The sequence below is a fragment of the Allobacillus sp. SKP2-8 genome (assembly GCF_007559355.1).
GTDB lineage: Bacteria > Bacillota > Bacilli > Bacillales > Alkalibacillaceae > Allobacillus > Allobacillus halotolerans.
Window position 1 is genome coordinate 121673 of record NZ_VMHF01000002.1, and the last position, 24338, is coordinate 146010.

Genomic DNA, 24338 nt, shown 5'->3' on the forward strand with positions numbered 1-24338 from the left:
ACGTTCCGTTCGTATCAAACATGAATAAGCGCCCCAACAAAATGACCATTTGCTGGTAGGCGCTTAGCTATCCATTTTGTATTTATATTATACGCAATTCCAGAGAAAATAGATAGGTTAATGAGACTCATATTCATTGTTTTTTGTATTCAATAAATGAAAGTTCTTGAACAGAAAGGAAATTGATAGAAAGGAAGGTAATTGTGTGGATTGATATGATTTTAGTATAATCATTTCAGCTTATAAAGTATGAACACTCAGACATATCCTTTTTCTTTCAAAGAAACATATTTACGGTCACCAATCACCAGGTGATCCAGGATTTCAATGCCTACTAATTTTCCGGCTTCACATAATCGTTTGGTTACTTGAATATCTTCTTGAGATGGCGAAGGGTTGCCGGAAGGGTGGTTATGGGCGCAGATAATTGAAGCGGCTGATCGACGAACCGCTTCCCGAAAAACTTCACGTGGATGAACAATCGAAGCATTCAAGCTTCCGATAAAGATCGTTTGTCTGTGTATGACGGTGTTCTTAGTATCCAAATATAAGCAAACGAAGTGTTCCTGTTTTAGGTGTCTCAGCTCGTCCATAATATAATTGGCTCCATCTTCTGGACTCCGAATGACATACCGATCAGTCACTCTGAAGTTATGAATTCTTCGCCCGAATTCTAAGGCAGCCAATAAATTAATCGCTTTCGCTTCTCCTATTCCCTTTATGGAGGTTAATTCATTAATCGTTGCATCCTTCAATAAATAAATCCCTTCAAAATGTTTTAATACACGAATAGCAAGTGACAGGGCTGAATTTCCCCGTGTCCCACTACCAATTAGTATTGCCATTAACTCCTGATTAGACAACGCTTCTGGCCCAGCCTTCATCAGACGCTCTCGAGGTCGGTCATCCTTTGGTACATCCTTAATTAATAACGATTCGGTTTCCAAAACATTCGCTCCTTTCAAGATTACGCTTCTTTATTGTATCTGGTGCCTTATTAAAAGACAAAAAGCGAAAAAGCAACGAACGCACTGGAAAACATCAATTTGTTATTGTCTTTTGACTCAATCTATACTAAATAAAGAAGATAACTTCATTAAGAGAGTTCTGCTAAAAAGAATGCTAAACTTAGCTGCATTGTTTTTTCATCCATAAAACGATCACCGGACTCATTGATTAACTGAGTTAATCGGGCTGCATATGGGTTACTCTCAAATCTACCAGGCATTTCTTGTACCCACTGTTGGAAATCTCCTTTTGAAAAATTATCGATCAATGCTTCTCCCGCTTCTAACCAGGATTGATCATTTTCAGAGACTTGCATCTTAACAGCCGGTAATTGCCAATTCTTCACTAAGAAATCTTCTAATCGAACAAGCCCCCTATTTTCAAGCCACTCGATTGACTGTGACTCTTGTTCACTTGATGTTATATAACCACCAACAACAAAATATTGACCTTCGTTTTCTACATAAATCGCCGGAACATCATAAGTTTGCTGAATGGAAGTCACATGCTCCTCAGCATTGTCCGTCGAAGAAAATATTCCATATTGAATGAGTTGGAATTGTTGTTCGCCAATAGCGAAATTCGATTTGCCTTCCGCGTCATTTGACTCGTCGTCGTTTGTTACGTTCGAAACAGGTTGTCCCTCTGATCCTGTTGGGTCATCAGCTGTATAATCCGAGAAGAAATACATTAAACCCGCCCCAAATACAAGTCCAAGTACAATAGCAAATAGGATCGGTTTTAACCACTTCGTAAGTTCTATCTTCTGAAAAGTGGGCCTTTTCTTTTGTTTTGGGGTGAGAAAATGTTCAAGATCATGCTTTTTTTGTTGGTCATCGTAGTCGTCAGATTTAGTAATGGCCACTCTTACTTTTCTTTCTTCTTCCATGCTCTCTACCACCTTTGTTTCTAGTGATTCTCATCCTAGCACAAGCCTATGAAAAAATAAGTGGAATTTTGTCTGTTGAAAAGCAAAGATTTTCGACATAATTATCATTGTCTTTTGGTTCATGATTGTTTCGCCTTCTGGTTCTCTTTTTAGACAACAAAAAAAGCAAAGCACCCGATTTCTCACGCTTCCGTTGTTGACAGCGTCTCTCGAGTACGGAAGGATTACAATTTCTCGCGCTTCCGTTGTTGAGAGTGTCTCTCGAGTACGGAAAACACCCGATTTCTCGCGCTTCCGTCGTTGAGAGTGCCTCTCGAGCACGGAAGGAACCCGATTTCTTGCGCTTCCGTTGTTGAGAGTGTCTCTCGAGTACGGAAGGCTCCCGATTTCTCGCGCTTCCGTCGTTGATAGCGTCTCTCGAGTACGGAAGGATTACAATTTCTCGCGCTTCCGTTGTTGATAGCGCCTCTCGAGCACGGAAGGTAATGCGTGTCCTTTTTGGACGATATCTCCGACTACGGCAGTCAGCGAATCTTACGTTAAGTTGCGTACTTATCCTAACAAATATTTTAGAGCTATTTTGACCTCATAAAAAAATCCGTATGATGACTGACTTCCTTACTCATCATACGGATTTTTCACTCCGTTCATTAGCTTTTTATACAATTGATGCAACTTTGTTTTTTCCGCTTCGTTTTGCACCTACATACATCGCCCGATCCGCCTGGCGAATTAACTCGTTCGGTGATTCACAATGGTCTGGATAAGTAGCAATGCCTAAACTTGCTGTAATCGGTATGGCTACCGGCTGCCCATCCTCAATGTTTTTCATCAATACAAAAGGCTCGGAAGAAATCAGGCTACGAACCTCTTCAGCCAATTCACGAATTTCCTCGTGATTCATCCCTTTGACCAAAATAGTGAATTCTTCTCCTCCATATCTGGAAACAATTCCTCTGTCACTGATGAAATCTTCCAATCTCCTGGCAAGCTCGACTAACACTTCATTTCCCGCTTCATGGCCATATGTATCATTCACAGATTTAAAAGAATCTAAATCGATAATGATAATGGAAAGATTTTCATCAATCTCTTTCGCTTGTAAATCAAGCGCATACTGTTCAATATGATCCGTCAAATAACGATAATTGTATAAATTCGTCAATTGGTCATGCAAACTTTTTCGTCTTTCCTGTTCATAGTGTCTAGCATTCTCCATTGCGATGGATAAGAAATTTGCTAGAATTCTCATAAGCATTAAGTGATAGTCCTGATAAGCACGCCTGCTTCGGTCACCAATGACCAAGACACCAACGACTTTTTCACTCCGAATAATAGGGATGCCTAAAACACTTTGCACATCGCTTGGCAAACTGTTTTCAGTATACTGATCTAATGGAGCACGAGTATTGAACAATACTGCTTTTCTTTGAGCATAAATTTTCCCAAGCAATCCACTGTTTGTCGACAATACCTCTTCCGGATGTTTAACCGTTTGCCGATCCTTTACAAAGCGAATTAAAGTCAATGTTTGACTAGCATTTGAAACATCGTAGATATAAATGAAACTTGCTGGAATTAATTTACAAACCTCTTCAACAAACGTATCTAACACATTTTTAACATTTAATCTTCTTGATAATTCTTGACCGATATCACTTGTTTTACGTAAATAGTGATTCACTCGACGCCCATTATAATAAAGGCTAATAGCGATTGATAGAAGGATAAATGGGATTCCTACGAAATAGATTGCTGCAATTTTCAGATCGATATAGAGTAAATAAAGTACTAAACCTAATGGAAAGACAATTAATGTGAGAAAAACATCGGCGAATAAAGACTTTCCTATTTTCATGTGACGTTCGTCGTAAAAAAATACATTTAAAATAACTAATACAATTTGGTTTAAAATCAACCCAGTTGCAATATAACCGACTAATGCAATACTTTCAGTGGACGTATTTAATTGAAGTACTCCATGTTCGCCACCGAGCCAATAATAGACAGCTGCTGAGCCAATGGATGTGATTAACATCATCAACGAATTGCTGGCAATCCGAAATATTTCATCTTTGCTGATCCGCAGTTTATAGATTAATGTTAATAAAGCCAGCTGTGTTAAAATAATCTCAGCGAATAACCCAAAATAAAGAAATGCAGCAAAACTGATACCATTAGCCACAAAAATTGAAATCTGTCCGATTTGTATAGGAAAATAGGAAACCGCACACATAATTAACGCGAACGAAACTAGGTCGGCCCATTCTCCGGTATAAGATGGCTCAAATGTGGTATAGACATAAAATATGGAAGTTGGAAAAACAACCAACCATATAAGCCATATTAAAAGCTGTTTTTTCTTTGTCATGGAGCCTTCCCTTCTCCCTATTTATGTTGTAAGACATAAGCTCTCACTTGAGATACAAAGTAAAGCGATCCTGTAACGATAAGAATGTTTTCGGTTGAATCCTTTTCAATAAACTGATCAATAACAGTTTCCCAGTCTTCCTGGACATATGTGTGAGTTTTCTGGAAATTTTTATATAGTTCATTGTACTCATAGCTTGTTGAAAAGTCAAACGGCGTTAAGTAAATTTTTTGAAAGTTTTGTTCAAGGATATCTAGCATTTGATCGATTGGTTTATTTTTTACGACAGACAGTAAAACGGTGACCCGATTCGATTCCCATTGGCTCTTAATCGCGGTAACTAATTGAGTCATTGCTTCTACATTATGTGCGCCATCTAATATGATTTTTGGCTGATCACGGATGACCTCTAGACGTCCTGGCCATTGGGATTGAAGAAGCCCTTTTCTTATTTCCTCATCGAGTAGCTTAAACTTTTCTTTTTTACTTATTAAAATCAGTCCATATAAAGCAAGTGTGGCATTTTCGATTTGATGCTTCCCTTTCATGCTAAGTTCGAGATTATGCAAACACATATCTTTAGACAAAAAGTCAAAAGACTCTCCCCAATCAATGTAATTATTTACTTGGTAATTATAATCAATATTTAATTGATAGAGTGAGGCATTGTGCAGCTTAGCTTTTGACTCGATTACACCAAGTGCTTTTTTTTGATGTACATTTGTAATAACCGGTATTCCTGTCTTGATGATGCCTGCTTTTTCATAAGAAATCTCTTCGATTGTATTGCCGAGAATGTTCGTGTGATCCTTACCTATGGAAGTAATCATTGAAAGAATCGGTGTAATAACATTCGTAGAGTCCAATCGACCACCAAGTCCTACTTCCATGATTCCAAAGTCCACACGTTCTTCTTGAAAATGCATCAATGAAATAACCGTAATGACTTCAAATTCCGTCGGTGCCCCCAACTCTGTTTGACTGATTTTTTCACAAATTGGCTTAACCTGTTCCACATAGCTTGCTAATCTTTGTGGATCAATTGGATGGCCGTTAATCGAAATGCGTTCCTCGAACCGCTCAATATAAGGAGAAGTAAATGTTCCTGTTTTAAACCCATGACACTGAAGTAGATTTCGTAAATAAGTCACGGTAGAACCTTTCCCGTTCGTTCCTCCTATGTGAATAAGCTTCAATCCCTTTTCAGGATGTCCTAAGTATTCTAATAACTGTTGAACTCGATCCAAACCTGGTTTAATACCAAATTTTAATTGTTGATGAATCCATTCAATTGCTTCATTTCCATTCACATTATTCATCCTTTTATTTTTATGTATTTAAAATAACATAAACTGCCTACATTGTGTCAGACAGTTTATGTTATAACAAAAATTATTTGAGTTCTTCGAGTTCTTGAATACGTTCTTCCACAAGCTTGCGTTTTTCCAAGTAATCTTTTTCTTTGTCTCTTTCTTGTTGCACAAGCTTTTCAGGGGCTTTTTGAACGAATTTTTCATTTGATAATTTTTTCTGAACCAATTCTACTTCAGATTGCCATTTGTTAAGTTCTTTTTGTAATCGACTTAATTCTTCTTCTAAATTCACTAAACCTTCAAGAGGGAAGAATAGCTCAGCACCGCTGACGACTGCTGTTTTGGACTGTTCTGGTGCTTGAATGGTTGTACTAATCTGTAAGTCTTCAGGATTACAGAATTTCTCTAAATAATGACGATTGTCTTCCAGCTCATTCACGATTGATTCGTCACTCGCTTTAACTAGGATACGAATCTCTTTCGACATCGGTGTATTGACCTCTGCTCGAATATTTCTGACAGCACGGATGATTGCAACAAGTCGTTCCATCCGTTTGGCGCTTTCTTGGTCAGTGTATGCTTCATTCACTTGTGGCCATGCTGCTACGGTAATGGATTTTCCTTTATGTGGGATGTGCTGCCAAATTTCTTCTGTGATGAATGGCATAAATGGATGAAGTAATTTCATGATTGAATCCAATGCATGAATGAGGACAGATTTAGTCGTACGTTTTTGTTTCTCATCCTCACCATACAACGGAAGCTTCGCCATCTCTATATACCAATCACAAAAATCGTCCCAAATAAAGTTATATAGATATCTTCCCGCTTCACCAAAGTCATATTTATCGATATTTCTTGTTACCTGTTCGATTGTCTCATTCAATCGAGTCAAGATCCATTTGTCGGCAACTGATTTTTCGCCCGAAAGATCAAGATCCTCATAAGCGAAATCTTCTAAATTCATAATAACGAATCTTGAAGCATTCCAAATTTTATTGGCAAAGTTCCAAGTCGACTCAACTTTTTCCCAGTGGAAACGCAAGTCCTGTCCTGGTGAAGAACCTGTCGATAAAAAGTAGCGTAATGAATCAGCACCATACTTTTCAATGACATCCATCGGATCGACACCATTTCCTAGTGATTTACTCATTTTTCTACCTTCTGCATCACGAACTAATCCATGAATCAACACATCTTTAAACGGTCGACGGTCCGTAAAATGCTTAGATTGGAAAATCATTCGGGATACCCAGAAAAAGATGATGTCATAACCTGTCACAAGTGCACTCGTTGGGAAATACCGGTTGTAATCTTCACTGGATTCATCTGGCCAGCCCATCGTTGAGAAAGGCCATAAAGCAGAGGAGAACCATGTATCCAAGACATCGTCATCTTGTTCCCAATTCTCTAGATCTTTTGGAGCTTCTCGACCGACATATAACTCACCTGTTTCTTTATGGTACCAAGCTGGAATTCGATGTCCCCACCATAATTGACGCGAGATACACCAATCGCGGATGTTTTCCATCCAATGGAGATACGTTTGTTCAAAACGTTCTGGGACAAAATTGACTTTATCCTCAGTCTGTTGTAATTTGATTGCTTCCTCAGCAAGTGGACCCATTTTGACGAACCATTGAGTTGATAAATAAGGTTCAACGACAGCTCCGCTACGTTCGGAATGTCCTACAGAGTGCATATGTTCTTCAATATGAAAAAGAACACCTTCCTCTTGTAGATCTTTTACGAGCTGTTTTCGGCATTCGAAACGATCCATGCCTTCATACTTGCCCGCGTTTTTATTCATCTGGCCACCCTCATCCATAACCAAGACTCTTTCAAGGTTATGACGGTTTCCAATTTCAAAGTCATTCGGATCGTGTGCGGGTGTAATTTTTACCGCCCCAGAACCGAATTCCATATCGACATAATCATCACCAATAATCTCAATTTCTCGGCCAACAATTGGTAGAATTACTTTTTTACCAATTAGATGGTTATACCGGTCGTCCTCTGGATGAACAGCGACCGCTGTATCGCCAAGCATCGTCTCTGGCCGAGTTGTCGCGATTTCAATAAATCCATCTTCATCCTTTAGTGGATATCTCATGTGATAGAATGCACCTTTGACCTCTTGGTGAATCACTTCGATATCAGACAAAGCTGTTTTTGTACTTGGATCCCAATTAATAATATATTGTCCCCGATAAATCAGTCCTTGTTCATAAAGGGATACGAAAACTTCTTTGACAGCATTGGATAGACCTTCATCAAGTGTGAATCGTTCTTTTGAGTAATCCAGACCTAATCCAAGTTTTTCCCATTGGCTTCGGATAAAGCTCGCATACTCTTCTTTCCAATCCCAGGCTTGCTCAAGAAATTTTTCTCGTCCAAGATCATATCTGCTTTTGCCTTCTTCTTTTAACTTGGCTTCGACTTTTGCTTGAGTTGCTATTCCTGCGTGATCCATGCCAGGCAACCATAAAACGTCATATCCTTGCATGCGCTTATAGCGTGTCAAAATGTCTTGCAATGTCGTATCCCACGCATGACCTAAGTGCAGTCTTCCCGTAACGTTTGGCGGTGGAATGACAATTGTATACGGTTCTTTTTGATCATTTTCTTCCGCTTCAAAAAACTTTCCTTCCATCCAAAATTGGTAGCGGCCTTTCTCTACCTCTTCCGGATGGTATTTTGGCGCCATTGAGGTTTCTCTTTGTTCACCCATTTCATTTCCTCCTTTTTTATTATGAAAATAAAAAAATCTTTCCATCCTTATAAAAAGGACGAAAAGATTTAAATTTCGCGGTACCACCTTTGTTCACAGCATAATTACACTGTGCATCTCACCTGTTAACGGTTTTCCCGTCTTCTTCTACTATCATTTCAAAGAAGCTGCCAATTCAGAGCGACCTTCCAAGTTTTCAATCCGAGGAAACTTTCAGCAATTGTTTCCCTCTCTGTCGGTGTTCAACCTGTACTCTTCTCCTACGGCATTTACGTTTATTCGATTATCATTATTATAAACAACGAATGCATCAAAATCAATGAATTAATACACAGTGTTACCGCATTTTTCATATTCTATACAAAAGGAGGTCATCCGAGTGGGTAAATATCATCGCTACCGGTTCCCTCATGGGTTTCGCCGAGTCATTATCGTTGTGGAATACTCTATTCTCCCAGTCGTCTGCTATCAGGTTTTACGTACACTGTTTTTACCTACGACATTGGATATGTTTTTGTGCATTATTTTTATAGGAATCTTCATTATGTTTCGGTCCAAATGGATTTAACTCTTTTTTGCTGTTTTCGGAACATAAATAACATCGCCTTCCTCAAGCGCAGTAGAATCATCTAAATTGTTCACTCGTTCCAGTTTCGAAGAAGGTAAGTTATAAAATTCAGCTATTGATTCCAATGTTTCATTTTTTTGAACAAAACGAACTGTCAATTGTGAAGATGTAGGCTCGTCGTTTCGAAAGAATTTGGACAAATAACTTAACCCACTGGCTTCTTTTTTCTGACCTACTTCAGTTTCTTCTGTTTCTGGGTCAGCAGCGCTCACTTCATAATCATCAAAGTCAGTGTCCTCGTGATCTACTTCAGTCGATTCCGCATGTTCTTTTTTGTACAAGTCTGTGTCAGTTTTCTTAGCCTCTGTTTTTTCTTCATGTTTTTCTTCTAATTCATCTTCATTGGATTTCTTTTTATTGAAGAACTCAGCTAATGTTTGTGACTTATCTTTTTTGAAAAATTCTCTTCCTTTTTGTTCTTCTTCAGAATCCGTTGTATTGGCGACTTCTTCAAATGGCTCTTCTGCCGGTTGGGCTGTTTCTTGTTCTGCCGTTTGTTCTGCTTCCGCATTTACTTCCTGCTCATCAGATTGGTTGGAATCTTCTTGTTGATCTTGAAAGGTTGGGAACTCTTTTAATTCAAAATCAGATGGTGCTGATTGTTCAGGATAGGTATCTTCTGCTTCCCGTTCGGAGATCCCATCGATTCGAATGCTTGATTGAATATTTAGTGTATGAGGTTCCGGAAGTTCATAATCAAAAAAATCTACCTTTACTTCAACACGATGATCCGTTTGCACACGATCTGTCGGAACCGTAATATCCACTGGAATTGGATACTGAAAAGTCATAAATCCATTGTCCAACGTTCGTACTTGCTGTACAACATTCTCCTCTTCATCATCAACAATGTACAGGGGTTCTTTTTTTGGCATAGTTTGATAATCCCCCGAAACAATCAGTACTCCTCTTAACTGAATATAATTCGATTCTTGGATGACATCTACCTCGGGATCGATTGAGATACTGTAAAGGTCATCCACCTCTTCTCCTTGTCGAAAATTAATTTTTTCATAAATTTTAAATGCATATGGTTCCTTATTGTTGGTCATAAGCATCCTCCCTATATCCTTTTTTCAAATCCTGAGTGATTTGATATTCGCATCAAAGAAAACAGAACCTTTCTCTAATCTATATGATTCATATTCGATAAAATGAAAACTTCATGAAAGAAAGCGACTTCGAGAGTAATTTTCAGTTATGTTCTGGATTAGAAAAAGGGATTAATTGATCTTTTTGATGCTAAGAGGAATGTTTTATTAACATTGTCGAAGATGGAATCAAAACATGCAGACGTTTGCAGTCAAGTGAATGCAAATGCAACGGACGACTATTGATGGTTGAGTCTGACTGCTGAAGTTTTGTTCTTATCTGCTGAAGTCCGGCTGATAACTGCTGAAGTTTTGCTCTTCACTGCTGAAGTGCGGCTGATAACTGCTTAAGTTTCGCTCTTCACTGCTGAAGTCCGGCTGATAACTGCTGATGTTTCGCTCTTCACTGCTGAAGTCCGGCTGATAACTGCTGATGTTTCGCTCTTCACTGCTGAAGTCTGGCTGATGACTGCTGATGTTTCGATCCTCACTGCTGAAGTGCGGCTGATGACTGTTGATGTTGGATCTGCCAAATTGGAGCTAGCCTATTAATTGTCAGACACCAATGTCATATAATTTCATAATGGATCAACAAACACACATCTCGAGCCATAGAAAACTTTATTATGGTCGCAGTTGTCTTCTTATGTTCTGTGGGTCGAGGCAAAGTGTTACGAAGTGTCAGTAAAATAAAGAAAACCGAACGATTGATTTATCCAAATCGTTCGGTCTTTCATTACTTACTTATTGTATTTTTTAAATGCATTACGTGCAGCTTCAATGGTCTGCTCAATTTCATCCATTGTATGTTCAGTCGATAGGAACATTCCCTCGAACTGTGAAGGTGGAAGGAAAATTCCTTGCTCTGCCATTAAACGATAATACGTAGCAAACCATTTGAGATCAGACGTTTGTGCTTTTTCGAAATTGATCACTTCTTCATCAGTAAAGAAGAAGCCAAGCATAGAGCCTGCACGGTTTACTTGTAATGGAACACCATATTCTTTAGCCGCTTCCTGAAGTCCTTCAACAAGGCGGTCGGCTTTTTCATTAATCGCATCATATGACTCTTCTGTCAATTGATTTAAGGTTGCAATACCTGCTGCCATAGCAAGTGGGTTACCGGATAATGTGCCTGCTTGATAAATATCGCCTTCTGGAGCGATTCGTTGCATAATTTCTTTTTTACCGCCGTAGGCACCTACAGGAAGTCCGCCACCAATAACTTTTCCGAGACATGTTAAATCTGGTGTGACACCGAAATGACCTTGCGCACAGTTATAACCAACACGGAAACCTGTCATGACCTCATCAAAAATGAGTAATGTTCCGTGATCTTCGGTAATTTTGCGTAAGTTTTGTAAGAAATCATTAACTGGTGGTACAACACCCATATTTCCAGAGACCGGTTCAACAATGACTGCTGCTAATTCATCGCCGTATTGTTCAAAAACATAGCGCACACTTTCCATATCGTTATATGGAACAGTAATGGTATTTTGAGCAATTGACTTAGGTACTCCGGGACTATCCGGCAATCCTAACGTCGCGACGCCGGAACCAGCCTTGATTAAAAGCGAGTCACCGTGACCGTGGTAGTTCCCTTCGAATTTTAAAATTTTATCTCTTCCTGTATATCCCCGAGCTAAACGAAGTGCACTCATTGTAGCTTCTGTACCCGAGTTAACCATCCGGACTTTTTCGATAGAAGGTACACGATCGATCACAATCTTCGCCAGTTCATTTTCATACTCGACGTTTGTACCGAAACTCGTTCCTTTTTCCATCACTTCTTTTAACTTGGAGACAACCGCATCGTGAGCGTGTCCAACAATTAAAGGTCCCCAACTGAGCACATAATCAATATACTCATTACCATCCACATCAAATATGCGCGAACCCTTACCTTTTTCCGTATAAATAGGTGTCATATCGACTGATTTGAACGAACGAACCGGAGAGTTGACTCCCCCTGGTAATAAATCTTTTGCTTCTTCAAATAATTTCTGGGATTTTTCATAACGATTCATATTGAAAGACCTCCTTAGGATTCACTTAACCATTTTGCGACATCTTTTGCAAAATAAGTGATAATCAAATCAGCACCTGCCCGCTTCATGGAAGTTATCTTTTCCATAACAATGGCTTTTTCGTCGACCCAGCCATTTTGTGCCGCTGCTTTGATCAATGAATATTCACCACTCACATTATAAGCTACAACAGGCAATGTATACCGATCTCTTACCTCTCTGACAATGTCAAGGTAACTAAGTGCCGGTTTGACGATGAGAAAATCTGCCCCTTCCTCAACATCCGAATCTGCTTCACGCAATGCTTCAATGCGGTTAGCCGGGTCCATTTGATACGTTTTCCGATCGCCGAATTGTGGTGTACTATCGGCCGCATCGCGAAACGGACCGTAAAAAGCAGAAGCATATTTTACTGCATAAGACATAATCGGAATGTTTTCAAATCCTGCTTCGTCTAATCCTTTCCGAATTTCTTTAACGAAACCATCCATCATGTTTGACGGGGCAATAATGTCAGCACCTGCTTCAGCTTGAGATACAGCAGTCTGTACATGTAATGGTAGAGAGGCATCATTGTCGACATATTCATCGTGAATGACACCGCAATGTCCATGTGAAGTATATTCACACAAGCAAGTATCCGCAACGACGAGCATTTCAGGGTATTCTTTTTTGATTAAACGGGTTGCTTGCTGGATGATCCCTTCACTGTCATATGCCTGTGAACCAACTTCATCCTTCTCTTTGGGTATGCCAAACAAAAGCACAGCTTGGATTCCTAGCGCGTTAATCTCTTTCAATTCTTCTGCTAACCGATCCAGTGAAACTTGATACACTCCTGGCATGGATGATACTTCATTTCGTTGTCCGTTCTCTTCCAAAACAAACAACGGATAAATAAGATCTTCTTTATGCAATTGTGTCTCTCTTACTAAATCACGCATAGCGGGTGTTCTTCTTAGCCGTCTATGCCGGTCAAATGTATTACTCATTTTAATTCCTCCTCAAGCACTTGCTTCACACGGTCGGCCAACCCGTGAAGTGTATACTCTTCTGGTACATACGTTTTTGTAAAACCTGTCTGAAGTGCCTCTTCTTGGGTAGTTGCACCGATGCAAAAACATGGCTTTTCGTATATTTCTCCTGGCGTCTGATCTAATAATGTAAAAAAGGCATGAATAGATGATGGTGAAGTGAAAACATAGTAATCAAACGGCCGCTCTTTATATAGCTGGTTTAATTGCTCCTGTGCTGAGAAATTGATCACCGTTCGATAAACATACATATTCTCAAAAGAAAGTTGTTGCCGTTCAAACTTTTCATCAATCGTTGTTTTCGACAATTCCCCTTTTATTAATAATACATTTTTAGGTCTGTCAATTTCGAGAAATTCTTCTCCCATATGTTCAGCATCGAATGTACTCGGTATGAAGTGAACAGTTAGGCCTTTTTTTTCAATTTCAGCTGCAGTACCTGTACCGACTGCAGCTATTTTTTTATTAGACAAATCGATCATGTCATAACCTAACCAGGCGATTGTTTCATAAAAAAACCGGACACCTTTTGCGCTCGTAAAGAAAAGCCAATCAAATTCATTGAAACGCTTTAAAAACTGTACATTTTCTTCTCTCTTCCAGATCTCCGTTTCAATCACAGGTACACAGGAAACATCACACGGTGCATCTTTCAACGGTTCGGTGAATTTTTCTGCCTGTGAGGAGTGTCTGGATAGAAAAACCCGTACTTCTCTGGGTGTTGCACTCATTAGGATTCATCCATTTCCGCTTTTGCTTCCGCAACTAATTTCTCAGCACCTTGCTCGATTAAGTCTTCAGCAACTAGTCGACCTGCTTCAATTGGATCTTTCGCTCTTCTTGTTGATTGAATGACCGTTTTGCCATCAGAGGAAGCGACTAACCCACGGATCTCAATTTCATCGTCTTCAAGCGTTGCATATCCTGCAATTGGAACCTGGCAACTACCTTCCAGCATATTGAGTAGCTTACGTTCTGCCTTCACTGTTTTTTCAGTATATTCGTCATTAATTTGCTGGATCAGTTCAAGTAGTTCAGTGTCATCTTCACGACATTCTAACGCTAGGGCACCTTGACCAATAGCCGGTAAGCAGACATCTGATTCTAAAAATTCAGTGACAATGCTAGGGTCCCAGCCGACGCGTTTCAGTCCAGCCGCAGCCAACAGAATGGCATCGTAATCTTCTTCTTCCAACTTACGGAGGCGTGTTTCAATGTTCCCTCTAATCCACTTAATTTCTAAGTCAGGTCGATAGGCAAGTAATTGTGCACCTCGTCGTAAACTACTCGTTCCGATAATTGCCCCTTCTGGTAGGTCATCTAGCTTCACATGGTCTTTTGCAATATACGCATCCCGGTGGTCTTCACGCTCAGGAATACATCCAATCGTCAAACCTTCTGGCATCTCAGATGGAATATCTTTCATACTATGTACAGCCAAATCAATCTCATGGTCGTACATTGCTTTTTCGATTTCTTTTACGAAAAGACCTTTTCCACCGACTTTAGAAAGCGTTACGCTTTGAATACGGTCTCCTGTAGTCACAATCTTCTTTACTTCGAATGTATAGTCATTTGTCTTTTTCTTCAATTCATTAATAACCCATTCCGTTTGAGTGAGGGCTAGATTACTTCTTCTTGTACCAACGACAATATTTCGCATGTCAAACTCCTCCTAGAATTACTATCTATCATTAATAGTAATAAAGTTATATCTATTTGTAAAAGATAATCCCATGTTTGTTCTCTTGGCATTCTTTACGCTTGCATAGATAAAACAACCAGAAGACTAAGACTGCCTCCTGGTTGTTTTGTCATCGTTAGTCTATATTCGCTAAACATATCATTAGATTTATTGAATTGCTTTGATCAAGCCAGCAATCGGTAGGGATTGACTAACTGTTTTATGACTATGATGTTTATTATTTTGGAATTCCAATTCTTCTTGGACCTCTTCTTCGATCCCGAAGATCTTAACAAATAATTTCAGCATCTCTTCGGCTTCTTCGTCGCCAGCCATTTCTTTCGCTTGAAGAATAGGCTCTTTCAACATTTGATTGATGATACTTTTCGTATGCTTATTCAATACTTTTCTTTCTCGATCGGTTAAGTCAGGCATCTTCCGTTCAATAGATGCCATGGTCGTCTCCTGAATGGAAAGAGCTTTATTGCGCAATGCTGAAATCACCGGAACGACGCCTAGTGTTTGAATCCATTCGTTGAATTCATCCAACTCTGTATCAATCATTTGTTCAATTGCATTCGCAGCTCTCTGTCTCTCTTCCAGGTTTTTATTAATGACTCCTCGAAGATCGTCGATGTCATAAACAATCACACCGTCCAAATCACTTACAGATGGATCGATGTTTCGTGGTACGGAAATGTCTATTAAGAATAATGGCTTTCCATTTCGACGACTAACTAATGGTGCTAACTGTTCTCGCGTAATAATAAAGGAATCCGTCGATGCGGATGTAATAAGAATATCCGCTTCTTGCAGGACATCATCAAGTTCGTCCATAGACTTAGAAAAGCCTTCAAACTTATCAGCGACTTCTTTCGCCTTTTCATAAGTTCTATTAATAACGGTAATTTGTTGAATCCCAGAACCATGTAGATTCTTTACTGCGAGCTCGCCCATTTTTCCTGCACCTAATATGGCAACATGCTGTTCTTTTAGGTCACTAAAAATTTGTTTTCCTAATTCTACTGCGGCGTAACTAATGGAAACAGCATTTTCACCGATCGCTGTTTCGCGATGAGCTCGCTTCGCTACCGTAACTGCTTGTTTGAATAGTTGATTGAAGATCAAACCTGAAGACTCAACTTCTTGAGCAACCTGAAAAGCTTTTCGAACTTGCCCGAGAATTTGTGTTTCTCCTAAGACCATCGAATCGAGTCCTGCTGTCACCTTCATCAAATGACGTACTGCATCGGTCTCTTCTTTAATTTCAATATATTTTTTAACATAATCGAGTTCTAATGAGAATTGGTTAGCTAAGAACCGTTTTACATAATAACGCCCTGTGTGTAATTGATCCGCTACGACGTATAACTCTGTTCGATTACAGGTGGAAACAATTACGTTCTCAAGAATACTCTTTTCTTGGTTTAACTCGAGCATTGTTTCACTTAAATGTTCATCTGAAAAAGCCAGTTTTTCACGGATTTCAACCGGGGCTGTTCGGTAGTTGACGCTCAATACAATAAAATGCATCTTTCTTTCACCCCTCATTTATCGTACAATCATCTATGAATTCAGTATAACAAACAAAGTATCGCTCACTTGCTAACTACTTTGAACGAATTATGAAACTTATATTATATTAGAATGATTTTAATTCCATATAGTAGCCTATCATAACCGATAAGTTACAGCAAGAAAACCGTTTAGGGAGTGGTTTTTTGAAACAATCCAAAACATTTATCGGAGTCTTATTAATCGGATTTGGACTATTTTTTGTTTTACAACAGTATTCTATACCAATTCTTTCCCGTTTTGATACATGGCCTACCATTTTAATCATTTTGGGAATGGCTTTTTTAGCACAAGGATATTTAAATAAACAACCGGAATCCATTTTGCCGGGAGGTATTCTTACTGGTCTCGGCATCCATTTTCATGCCTTACACCATTGGCATAATTGGATTGATCACTGGGGTATGTATACGTTGATTGTTGGTTTTTCATTCTTACTCCGCGCACACAAAACAAATCAAGGGGTTATGATTGGCCTTATATTGGTAATCATTTCACTAATCGGCATTTCTTCCATCACGCTACCGAAATGGTTTGGTTGGGTTGACTACCTCTTTATGCAAATTGAACAATTTTGGCCCTTCTTGTTGATCGGTCTTGGCGCCTTCTTTTTATTCAAAAAATAGTGTCGAGATGAATCTGGTTTAGAGGATTATATGTACAGAATGCTAATGTCATTCGCAGCAAGATTGCTTTGATAAAATTTAATCCGGAACAGAGACATTAGAACAGTTAAATACCCGATTATGTTTGATTTTTTGCCAGCAATAATCATGAACCTTTTGAGTTAATTTTTACAAGTTAGACATGGATGTGATAATAGCCATTCTCTTCTCGTGTTTCAGTCACGCGAAAGATTTTCAATCCTGGTAAGGTCATCTTATGATGCATATGCACGCAGTTCCTTTCTTTTTTTGTTTTTGTGGTATAAAACAAGGATAACAAATAAGGAGCTTGCGTGTTTTTTGTCTCATCTAACACTTAGTTGGTGTCAGGCGAGGAGCGTCGGCGGTGACGCCTGGGTCGCATATATGTAGAAAACGAGGGCATAACACGCCAGGATAGGCCCATATTTCCTGAGGTTGGGCGCATATACCTACATCATCCAGATTGGTTCCACTGGGATCTGATTGGGCACATAAATATAAAAAGTGGGAGCATATATCCTGCTCGCGGGCTCAAATCTCGACTGATCGGGCGCATATATGTAGAAAACGGGGGCATAACACGCCAGGATAGGCCCATATTTCCTGGGATTGGGCGCATATACCTACATCATCCAGAACGGTTCCACCGGGATCTGATTGGGCACATATAAATAAAAAGTGGGCGCATATAATCTGTCCGCGGTCTCAAATCTCGACTGATCGGGCGCATATGTGTAGAAACCGGGTACATATTGCGACATATAGGGGGCATATTTTCAAAAGATGGTCGCATATACGGCCGCGGGAAAAGCGCGAGTCTCGAGACCCCGCAGGCCACGCTTCTCGGCCGAGGAGGCTCGAGCCGTGCCCGGCGGTATAGAAGACACTGCGATTTGTCGCAGATGTCGCCTTATGCCCTTTGGGTGCAAGCACCCGACGTAAGCGGATCGCCTGACACCAACGGCCATCATCGAAACCTACACTAAGTTGTATATTTACTCCAACAAATATTTTAGAGCCGGTTTGAAAATCTCATCTAAATCAAACATCATGAATAAACCCGAACTAAGATTTCCTAATTAAATCTTAGTTCGGGTTACCATTTCATTATATTATTGAATATAAGATGTTACATATCTCCAGGCTTCTTCTTTGCCTTCAGCAGTTTCAGCGGAGAATCCGACCAAATGATCTTCCGACTCCATTTCGAGCACGTCTTTAACTGCTTTTAAATGTTTAGCTTTTTTCGACTTCGATAGTTTATCAATTTTTGTAGCTACAACGATAACTGGAATTTCATAGTGCTTGAGAAAATCATACATAACTTGATCGTCTTTTGTTGGTTCGTGTCTGGAGTCAATCAGAAGGACGGTAGCTTTGAGTGATTCACGTGTCACAAAGTATTCCTCCATCATTTTTCCCCAAGCTTCTCTTTCTTTTTTTGAAACCTTTGCATAGCCATAACCGGGTACATCGACAAAGAAAAATGCTTCATTCAACTGATAAAAATTCAATGTTTGTGTTTTTCCTGGCTTCGAAGATGTGCGGGCTAACGCTTTGCGGTTAATCATTTTATTGATAAAAGACGATTTGCCCACATTGGATCGGCCAGCCAGAGCAATTTCTGGCAAGCCTCCTTCTGGGTATTGTTTTGCGCTAACCGCGCTAATGATTAATTCTGCTTGATTTATTTTCATGCGACTTTACTCCTTTAAAAGGGCGTGCTCCAACACTTCATCCAAGTGTGAAACAGTGATAAATGTTAAGTCATCCCGAATACTTTCTGGAATATCTTCAAGATCTTTTTCATTTTCTTGAGGAATCAAGATTGTCGTCAATCCTGCTCGATGGGCACTGAGTGATTTTTCCTTCAATCCACCAATCGGCAGTACTCGACCACGCAATGTAATTTCACCCGTCATTCCGACCTCTTTCCGAACTGGACGGTTTGTAAACGCTGAAACGAGTGCGGTAGCGATTGTAATGCCCGCAGACGGACCATCTTTAGGTGTAGCGCCTTCTGGAACATGGATATGAATATCATATTTTTCATAAAAATCATTTTCCAACTCAAATTCTTCTGCTTTGGCACGAACGTAGCTGAGAGCTGCTTGAGCCGATTCTTTCATGACATCACCAAGTTTACCGGTTAACGTTAACTTCCCTGTACCTTTAGCAAGAGACACTTCAATCGATAATGTGTCTCCACCAAACTGTGTGTAAGCTAACCCAGTTGCCGCGCCAATCTGGTGTTCTTCTTCACGCTGACCATACCGGAAACGTGGTTTACCTAAAAATTCTTCCAGTTGATTCTCCGTCACAACGACACGTTTCTTTTCACCGGAAACAATTTGTTTGGCAGCTTTTCGGCAAAGCGAAGCAAATTGTCTTTCTAAGCCACGTACCCCTGCTTCGCGTGTGTACTGGCGAATTAATTTTAAAATCGCTTCATCTCGAAATTGGACTTGGCTTTTTGTCAGACCATTTTCATCAATTTGTTTTGGGATCAGATGCTGCTTGGAAATATGCAATTTTTCTACTTCCGTATAACCTGCAATTGTAATAATCTCCATCCGATCCCGGAGAGGTTCAGGAATCGTTGCTAGCTGATTGGCTGTAGCAAGAAACATCGTTTTAGATAAATCATATGGCTCTTCAATATAGTGATCACTGAAAGAATGATTCTGCTCAGGATCTAGAACCTCTAGCATGGCTGAAGAAGGATCTCCTCTGAAGTCATTGGACATCTTATCGATTTCATCCAATAAAAACACCGGATTGATTGTTTCGGCTTTCTTCATTCCACGAATAATTCTTCCTGGCATCGCACCAACATAAGTTCTACGATGACCACGAATTTCCGCTTCATCTCGGACTCCTCCCAGTGATGCACGGACATAATTTCGGTTAATGGATCTGGCAATGGACTTCGCCAAAGATGTTTTACCAACACCTGGTGGTCCGACTAGACATAAAATCGGTCCACTGAGTTTATCTGTTAATTTTTGGACGGACAGATATTCAAGGACACGCTCTTTCACTTTTTCCAACCCATAGTGATCAGCATCCAAAATCTTCTGTGCTTTAGGAATATCAATGTTATCTTCCGTTTCCTCTGTCCATGGTAAACTGACTAACCATTCCACATAATTTCGGATAACAGAACTTTCTGCAGAGCTTTGTGGAACTTTTTCGTAGCGATCCAGTTCTTTGTTGGCTACTTCTGTAATTCGTTCAGGCATATTTGCTTCCTCGATTTTTTGACGAAGTTGCTCAACTTCTCCACCTTTGCCGTCTTGTTCTCCTAATTCTTTTTGAATTGCTTTCAATTGTTCACGAAGATAATATTCTTTTTGTGTTTGTTCCATTGATTTGCGAACACGCTGACCGATCTTTTTTTCCATGGTTAGAACTTCTTTTTCATTATGAATCAGTTGAAGTAGGTAATCTAACCGGTCCGGTATATACACATACTCTAAAATATTTTGTTTATGGTGCAAACGAAGTGGGAGATGTGATGTGATTAAATCCGCCAAGTTACCCGGCTCTTCAATATCCTTCACCGTATCAAATGTTTCTTGATTCAACTTCTTGGATATCTTCGTATATTCTTCAAACTGATTAATCAACATCCGAACCATTGCTTGTTCTTCAACACGATCTCCATGTTCTTCTTCAAGTAATGTATAGTCAACATGAAAATACGGTTCGACCTGGTTAAAGGAGAGGATTTTTGCACGTTCAACTCCCTCAACTAAAATTCGTCGAGTACCATTTGGTAGCTTGACCATCTGTTTAATCGTTGCAATCGTCCCTGTCTGATAAATATCTTCAGGTGACGGATCATCTGCATCTGTATTTTTTTGTGTCGCCAAAAGAAATTGACTGTCTTCAACCATCGCATCTTCCAGCGCAGCAACTGATTTATCTCTGCCTACATCTAAATGCATAACCATGGATGGATATACGATTATTCCTCTTAAAGGGAGTAGTGGTATCTTTTGATCGTTATTTTCTTTCATTATTGTACCTCCAAGTTGTGGCCCGATGTTCCTTCAATAAAAACCACTTAAATCTTTTTATGATACATACCTAATAGATATTATGTACGACAAACGAAATCATATCGTAAAGGATTTAACATCTCACGATTGAAAACAGTTAAAAAAGGTACCCTCCTCATGTCGATGAGAGTACCTTTTTCAACTAAAGATCCTATCAAATTAAGCACTTTCTCTAGGTGTCATATCTTGCTCAACGACAGATCCGTCTTTCAGTACGAGTTTTGGTTTACCATTGCTCTCTTCAACGGTCTTCCTTGTAATAATACATTTTTCAATGTCATCACGAGAAGGAAGATCAAACATCACATCAAGCATCAGTGCTTCTAAAATCGATCTCAGACCACGTGCACCTGTTTTTCTTTCAATTGCTTCATTGGCAATCGCGCGAAGTGCACCTTCTTCAATTTCCAACTCGACGTTATCAATATCAAATAGCTTCTCATACTGCTTCGTCAAAGCATTCTTTGGTGCAGTCAAAATTTCGACTAATGCATCTTGATCAAGCGGCTCCAAGCTTCCAATGACTGGCAAACGTCCGATGAATTCCGGTATTAAACCAAAACGGAGCAAGTCTTCAGGAAGGACTTTGGAAAGTAACTCTGATTCGGTCATTTCTGGCTTCTTCGCTTCAGTGCCAAAGCCGATAACACGCTCACCAAGACGACGTTTCACAATTTGATCGACACCGTCAAAAGCACCACCAACGATAAACAAGATGTTCGTCGTATCAATTTGAATAAATTCTTGATGTGGATGCTTACGGCCTCCTTGAGGAGGAACACTTGCTGTCGTGCCTTCTAAAATTTTCAGTAAGGCTTGCTGTACACCTTCACCGGAAACATCACGGGTAATCGATGGGTTTTCTGACTTCCGTGCAACCTTATCGATTTCATCAATGTAAATGATTCCTTTTTCTGCTTTTTCAACATCGTAATCAGCTGCTTGAATCAATTTTAATAAAATATTCTCAACATCTTCACCGACATAACCAGCTTCAGTCAATGATGTAGCATCTGCAATGGTGAAAGGTACATTTAAGATTCTCGCCAACGTTTGAGCAAGTAATGTTTTCCCGCTACCCGTCGGTCCGAGTAACAAAATATTACTCTTTGCAAGCTCTACATCATCGTTTTTAACGTTGGAGTTGATCCGTTTATAGTGGTTATAAACAGCCACTGATAATGATTTTTTTGCTTTATCCTGACCGATTACGTAATCATCCAGGATTTCACAAATTTCTTTTGGTTTTGGAATTTCTTTCAAATCTTCTTCTTCAACAGTACCTAATTCTTCTTCTACGATTTCAGTACATAAATCGATACACTCATCACATATATAAACGCCTGGTCCAGCTACAAGCTTTCTTACTTGATCTTGTGTTTTCCCACAAAACGAACACTTTAATTGCCCTTTTTCTTCACTGAATTTAAACATTATTTCACCCCAAAATCAGTATTAATTATCTATCTGAAAACTTCTTACGTTGAATGTTGCCAATACCGTATTTCCCATTATGTACTGCCAAAGAAAAATAGTCAAAAGATAAACTTTACTTCTATTCGTATGCAACAAAACGCGAATGTTTCCTTAACTCATCTTATTTTCACAAGCTGTAACAGAAAGAAGCTAATTTCTTCTTTTCGCTTCATAAGTGTCAGTTTCTTCTTTTGTGCTAAAGCCAATTCGTCATTTAAATAACTTAATTATTTTTCTCCGGCCATCACAGAGGTTATAGTATAGCTTACCTTAAAACTGCCATAATTAAACTTCCGTGTGAAATGTTTTTTCACTATGTAAAAAACAAGGCACGTAAAGAAACTTACGTGCCCCTTTCGTTTGGGTGTTAATTATTCATTTGATTCTTCGTCTTCCTGTTCTTCTGTCTCTTCTTTAGGCTCGACCAGCTTTGCATTCTCAAGAAGGAAATCAATTGCTTTTTGCAATTTCAGATCGCCTTTCAATGCATCTGTATTTCCTCCGAGCATTTGTCTCAATTGATCAACTTCCATTTGATATTGAGATGCCATTTCTTCGAGTTGTTTGTCAACATCTTCTTCAGTTGCTTCAAGCTCTTCTGTTTCAGCAATTGCTTCTAACGTCAAGCTCGTTTGTACACGTTTTTGTGCATCTTCTTTCATTTGTTCTTTTAGATCATCCTGTGTTTGACCAGAGAACTGCGTGTACATTTCCATCGTCATACCTTGCATTTGAAGACGTTGTTCGAACTCTTGTACCATGCGGTCGAGTTCATTATCAACCATTGCTTCAGGGATGTCGATTTCTGAATTCTCGGAAGCTTGATTAATCAATGTTTCACGTTTTTGATTTTCAATTTCGTTTTCTTCTTCATCAATTAAACGCTGTTTTGTTTTTTCTTTTAATTCATCAAGTGTCTCAACGTCATCATCAACATCTTTAGCGAATTCATCATCTAATTCAGGTACTTCTTTGGACTTGATGTCATGAATTTTCACTTTGAAAGTAGCTTCTTTTCCGGCTAGGTCTTCAGCTTGATAATCTTCTGGGAAGGTTACTTGTACTTCAGTATCTTCTCCAGCAGTTTTACCAACAAGCTGCTCTTCGAAACCTGGAATGAAAGTTTGGGATCCGACTTCAAGTGAATGGTTTTCAGCAGATCCACCTTCAAATTTTTCGCCATCTAGATAACCTTCAAAATCGATAACGACGGTGTCGCCTTCTTCAACTTGTCCTTCTTCTTTCACGACAAGTTCAGCTTGTTTCTCTTGAAGAGTCTTCAATTCATCGTTGACATCTTCATCTGTTACAGAAGCTTCTTTGTCTTCTACTTCAAGGCCTTTGTATTCGCCAAGCTTTACTTCAGGCTTCACTGTAACTGTAGCTGTAAAGATGAATGGCTTCCCTTTTTCAATTTGCTCGATATCCACTTCAGGCTGATCAACTGGTGTAATTTCGACCTCATCGATTGCTTCACTGTAAGCTTCAGGTAGGATGATATCGACTGCATCTTGATATAAAGATTCAACACCGAAACGTTGTTCAAAAATTGGACGAGGTACCTTTCCTTTACGGAAGCCTGGAACCTGTACATCTTTAGATACTTTTTTGAAAGCTTGATCCAACGCTGAGTCGAATTTTTTCTCGTCGACTTCAACCGTCAAAACGCCTTCATTTCCTTCTTTCTTTTCCCATTTTGCTGACATTATAATTCCCTCCAACATCTATTCATTCATTTTAAAAACAATAGATTTTTTTCATGCATTTCACGATTCTGTCATATGCAACCATTATATT

Annotated in this window: 17 protein-coding genes and 1 other annotated feature; of the genes, 2 read left to right on the forward strand and 15 right to left on the reverse strand. The window is 39.4% G+C overall.

Annotated features, from left to right (window positions below; all coding sequences use genetic code 11):
* Positions 1-257: 257 nt before the first annotated feature.
* From radC to FPQ10_RS03915, 5 genes are all read right to left on the reverse strand, one after another.
* Entirely contained in the window at positions 258-947 is a 690-nt protein-coding gene (gene radC, locus FPQ10_RS03895; RefSeq protein ID WP_144160591.1) for a RadC family protein, read from the reverse strand.
* Positions 948-1096: 149 nt separating this feature from the next.
* On the reverse strand, positions 1097-1897 hold the full coding sequence (locus FPQ10_RS03900) for a hypothetical protein (protein WP_144160594.1): 801 nt from the start codon (positions 1895-1897) through the stop codon (positions 1097-1099).
* Positions 1898-2555: 658 nt separating this feature from the next.
* Positions 2556-4268, reverse strand: coding sequence for a sensor domain-containing diguanylate cyclase (locus FPQ10_RS03905; RefSeq protein WP_144160597.1), 1713 nt, complete (start codon positions 4266-4268; stop codon positions 2556-2558).
* 17 nt (positions 4269-4285) lie between these two features.
* Positions 4286-5578, reverse strand: coding sequence for a bifunctional folylpolyglutamate synthase/dihydrofolate synthase (locus tag FPQ10_RS03910; protein WP_186278528.1), 1293 nt, complete (start codon positions 5576-5578; stop codon positions 4286-4288).
* Between the two features lie 82 nt (positions 5579-5660).
* A complete protein-coding gene (locus FPQ10_RS03915) occupies positions 5661-8312 on the reverse strand; it encodes a valine--tRNA ligase (RefSeq protein ID WP_144160603.1) in 2652 nt (883 codons plus the stop codon).
* A 51-nt stretch (positions 8313-8363) separates the two neighbouring features.
* Positions 8364-8587 (reverse strand) — a binding site (T-box leader).
* A gap of 104 nt (positions 8588-8691) precedes the next feature.
* Between FPQ10_RS03915 and FPQ10_RS03920 the strand changes: the two genes are divergently transcribed.
* On the forward strand, positions 8692-8880 hold the full coding sequence (locus tag FPQ10_RS03920) for a hypothetical protein (RefSeq protein ID WP_144160606.1): 189 nt from the start codon (positions 8692-8694) through the stop codon (positions 8878-8880).
* Here FPQ10_RS03920 and FPQ10_RS03925 read toward each other — a convergent pair.
* From FPQ10_RS03925 to hemA, 6 genes are all read right to left on the reverse strand, one after another.
* On the reverse strand, positions 8877-9992 hold the full coding sequence (locus FPQ10_RS03925; protein ID WP_186278529.1) for a LysM peptidoglycan-binding domain-containing protein: 1116 nt from the start codon (positions 9990-9992) through the stop codon (positions 8877-8879). The genes FPQ10_RS03920 and FPQ10_RS03925 overlap by 4 nt on opposite strands.
* A gap of 779 nt (positions 9993-10771) precedes the next feature.
* Complete coding sequence (gene hemL / locus FPQ10_RS03930; RefSeq protein ID WP_144160612.1) at positions 10772-12061, reverse strand: glutamate-1-semialdehyde 2,1-aminomutase; 1290 nt, start codon at positions 12059-12061, stop codon at positions 10772-10774.
* Positions 12062-12075: 14 nt separating this feature from the next.
* Positions 12076-13053, reverse strand: a complete 978-nt coding sequence (hemB, locus tag FPQ10_RS03935) for a porphobilinogen synthase (RefSeq protein WP_144160615.1) — start codon at positions 13051-13053, stop codon at positions 12076-12078.
* Complete coding sequence (locus tag FPQ10_RS03940; protein WP_144160618.1) at positions 13050-13826, reverse strand: uroporphyrinogen-III synthase; 777 nt, start codon at positions 13824-13826, stop codon at positions 13050-13052. The genes hemB and FPQ10_RS03940 overlap by 4 nt, the downstream gene beginning before the upstream one ends.
* Positions 13826-14758 (reverse strand): hydroxymethylbilane synthase, encoded by a 933-nt coding sequence (hemC, locus tag FPQ10_RS03945; RefSeq protein ID WP_144160621.1) that lies wholly within the window; start codon positions 14756-14758, stop codon positions 13826-13828. The genes FPQ10_RS03940 and hemC overlap by 1 nt, the downstream gene beginning before the upstream one ends.
* 189 nt (positions 14759-14947) lie before the next feature.
* Positions 14948-16312 (reverse strand): glutamyl-tRNA reductase, encoded by a 1365-nt coding sequence (gene hemA, locus FPQ10_RS03950; protein ID WP_144160624.1) that lies wholly within the window; start codon positions 16310-16312, stop codon positions 14948-14950.
* Positions 16313-16500: 188 nt separating this feature from the next.
* Between hemA and FPQ10_RS03955 the strand changes: the two genes are divergently transcribed.
* Positions 16501-16980, forward strand: a complete 480-nt coding sequence (locus FPQ10_RS03955) for a LiaI-LiaF-like domain-containing protein (protein WP_144160627.1) — start codon at positions 16501-16503, stop codon at positions 16978-16980.
* Positions 16981-18113: 1133 nt separating this feature from the next.
* On the opposite strand, the gene yihA is transcribed toward FPQ10_RS03955, so the two are convergent.
* From yihA to tig, 4 genes are all read right to left on the reverse strand, one after another.
* On the reverse strand, positions 18114-18698 hold the full coding sequence (gene yihA / locus FPQ10_RS03960; RefSeq protein ID WP_144160630.1) for a ribosome biogenesis GTP-binding protein YihA/YsxC: 585 nt from the start codon (positions 18696-18698) through the stop codon (positions 18114-18116).
* A gap of 6 nt (positions 18699-18704) precedes the next feature.
* Positions 18705-21023: an endopeptidase La gene (gene lon / locus FPQ10_RS03965; RefSeq protein ID WP_144160633.1), complete on the reverse strand. Its 2319-nt coding sequence runs from the start codon at positions 21021-21023 to the stop codon at positions 18705-18707.
* Positions 21024-21224: 201 nt separating this feature from the next.
* On the reverse strand, positions 21225-22499 hold the full coding sequence (gene clpX, locus FPQ10_RS03970; RefSeq protein WP_144160636.1) for an ATP-dependent protease ATP-binding subunit ClpX: 1275 nt from the start codon (positions 22497-22499) through the stop codon (positions 21225-21227).
* 413 nt (positions 22500-22912) lie between these two features.
* Positions 22913-24247 (reverse strand): trigger factor, encoded by a 1335-nt coding sequence (tig, locus tag FPQ10_RS03975; RefSeq protein ID WP_144160639.1) that lies wholly within the window; start codon positions 24245-24247, stop codon positions 22913-22915.
* Positions 24248-24338 lie beyond the last annotated feature (91 nt).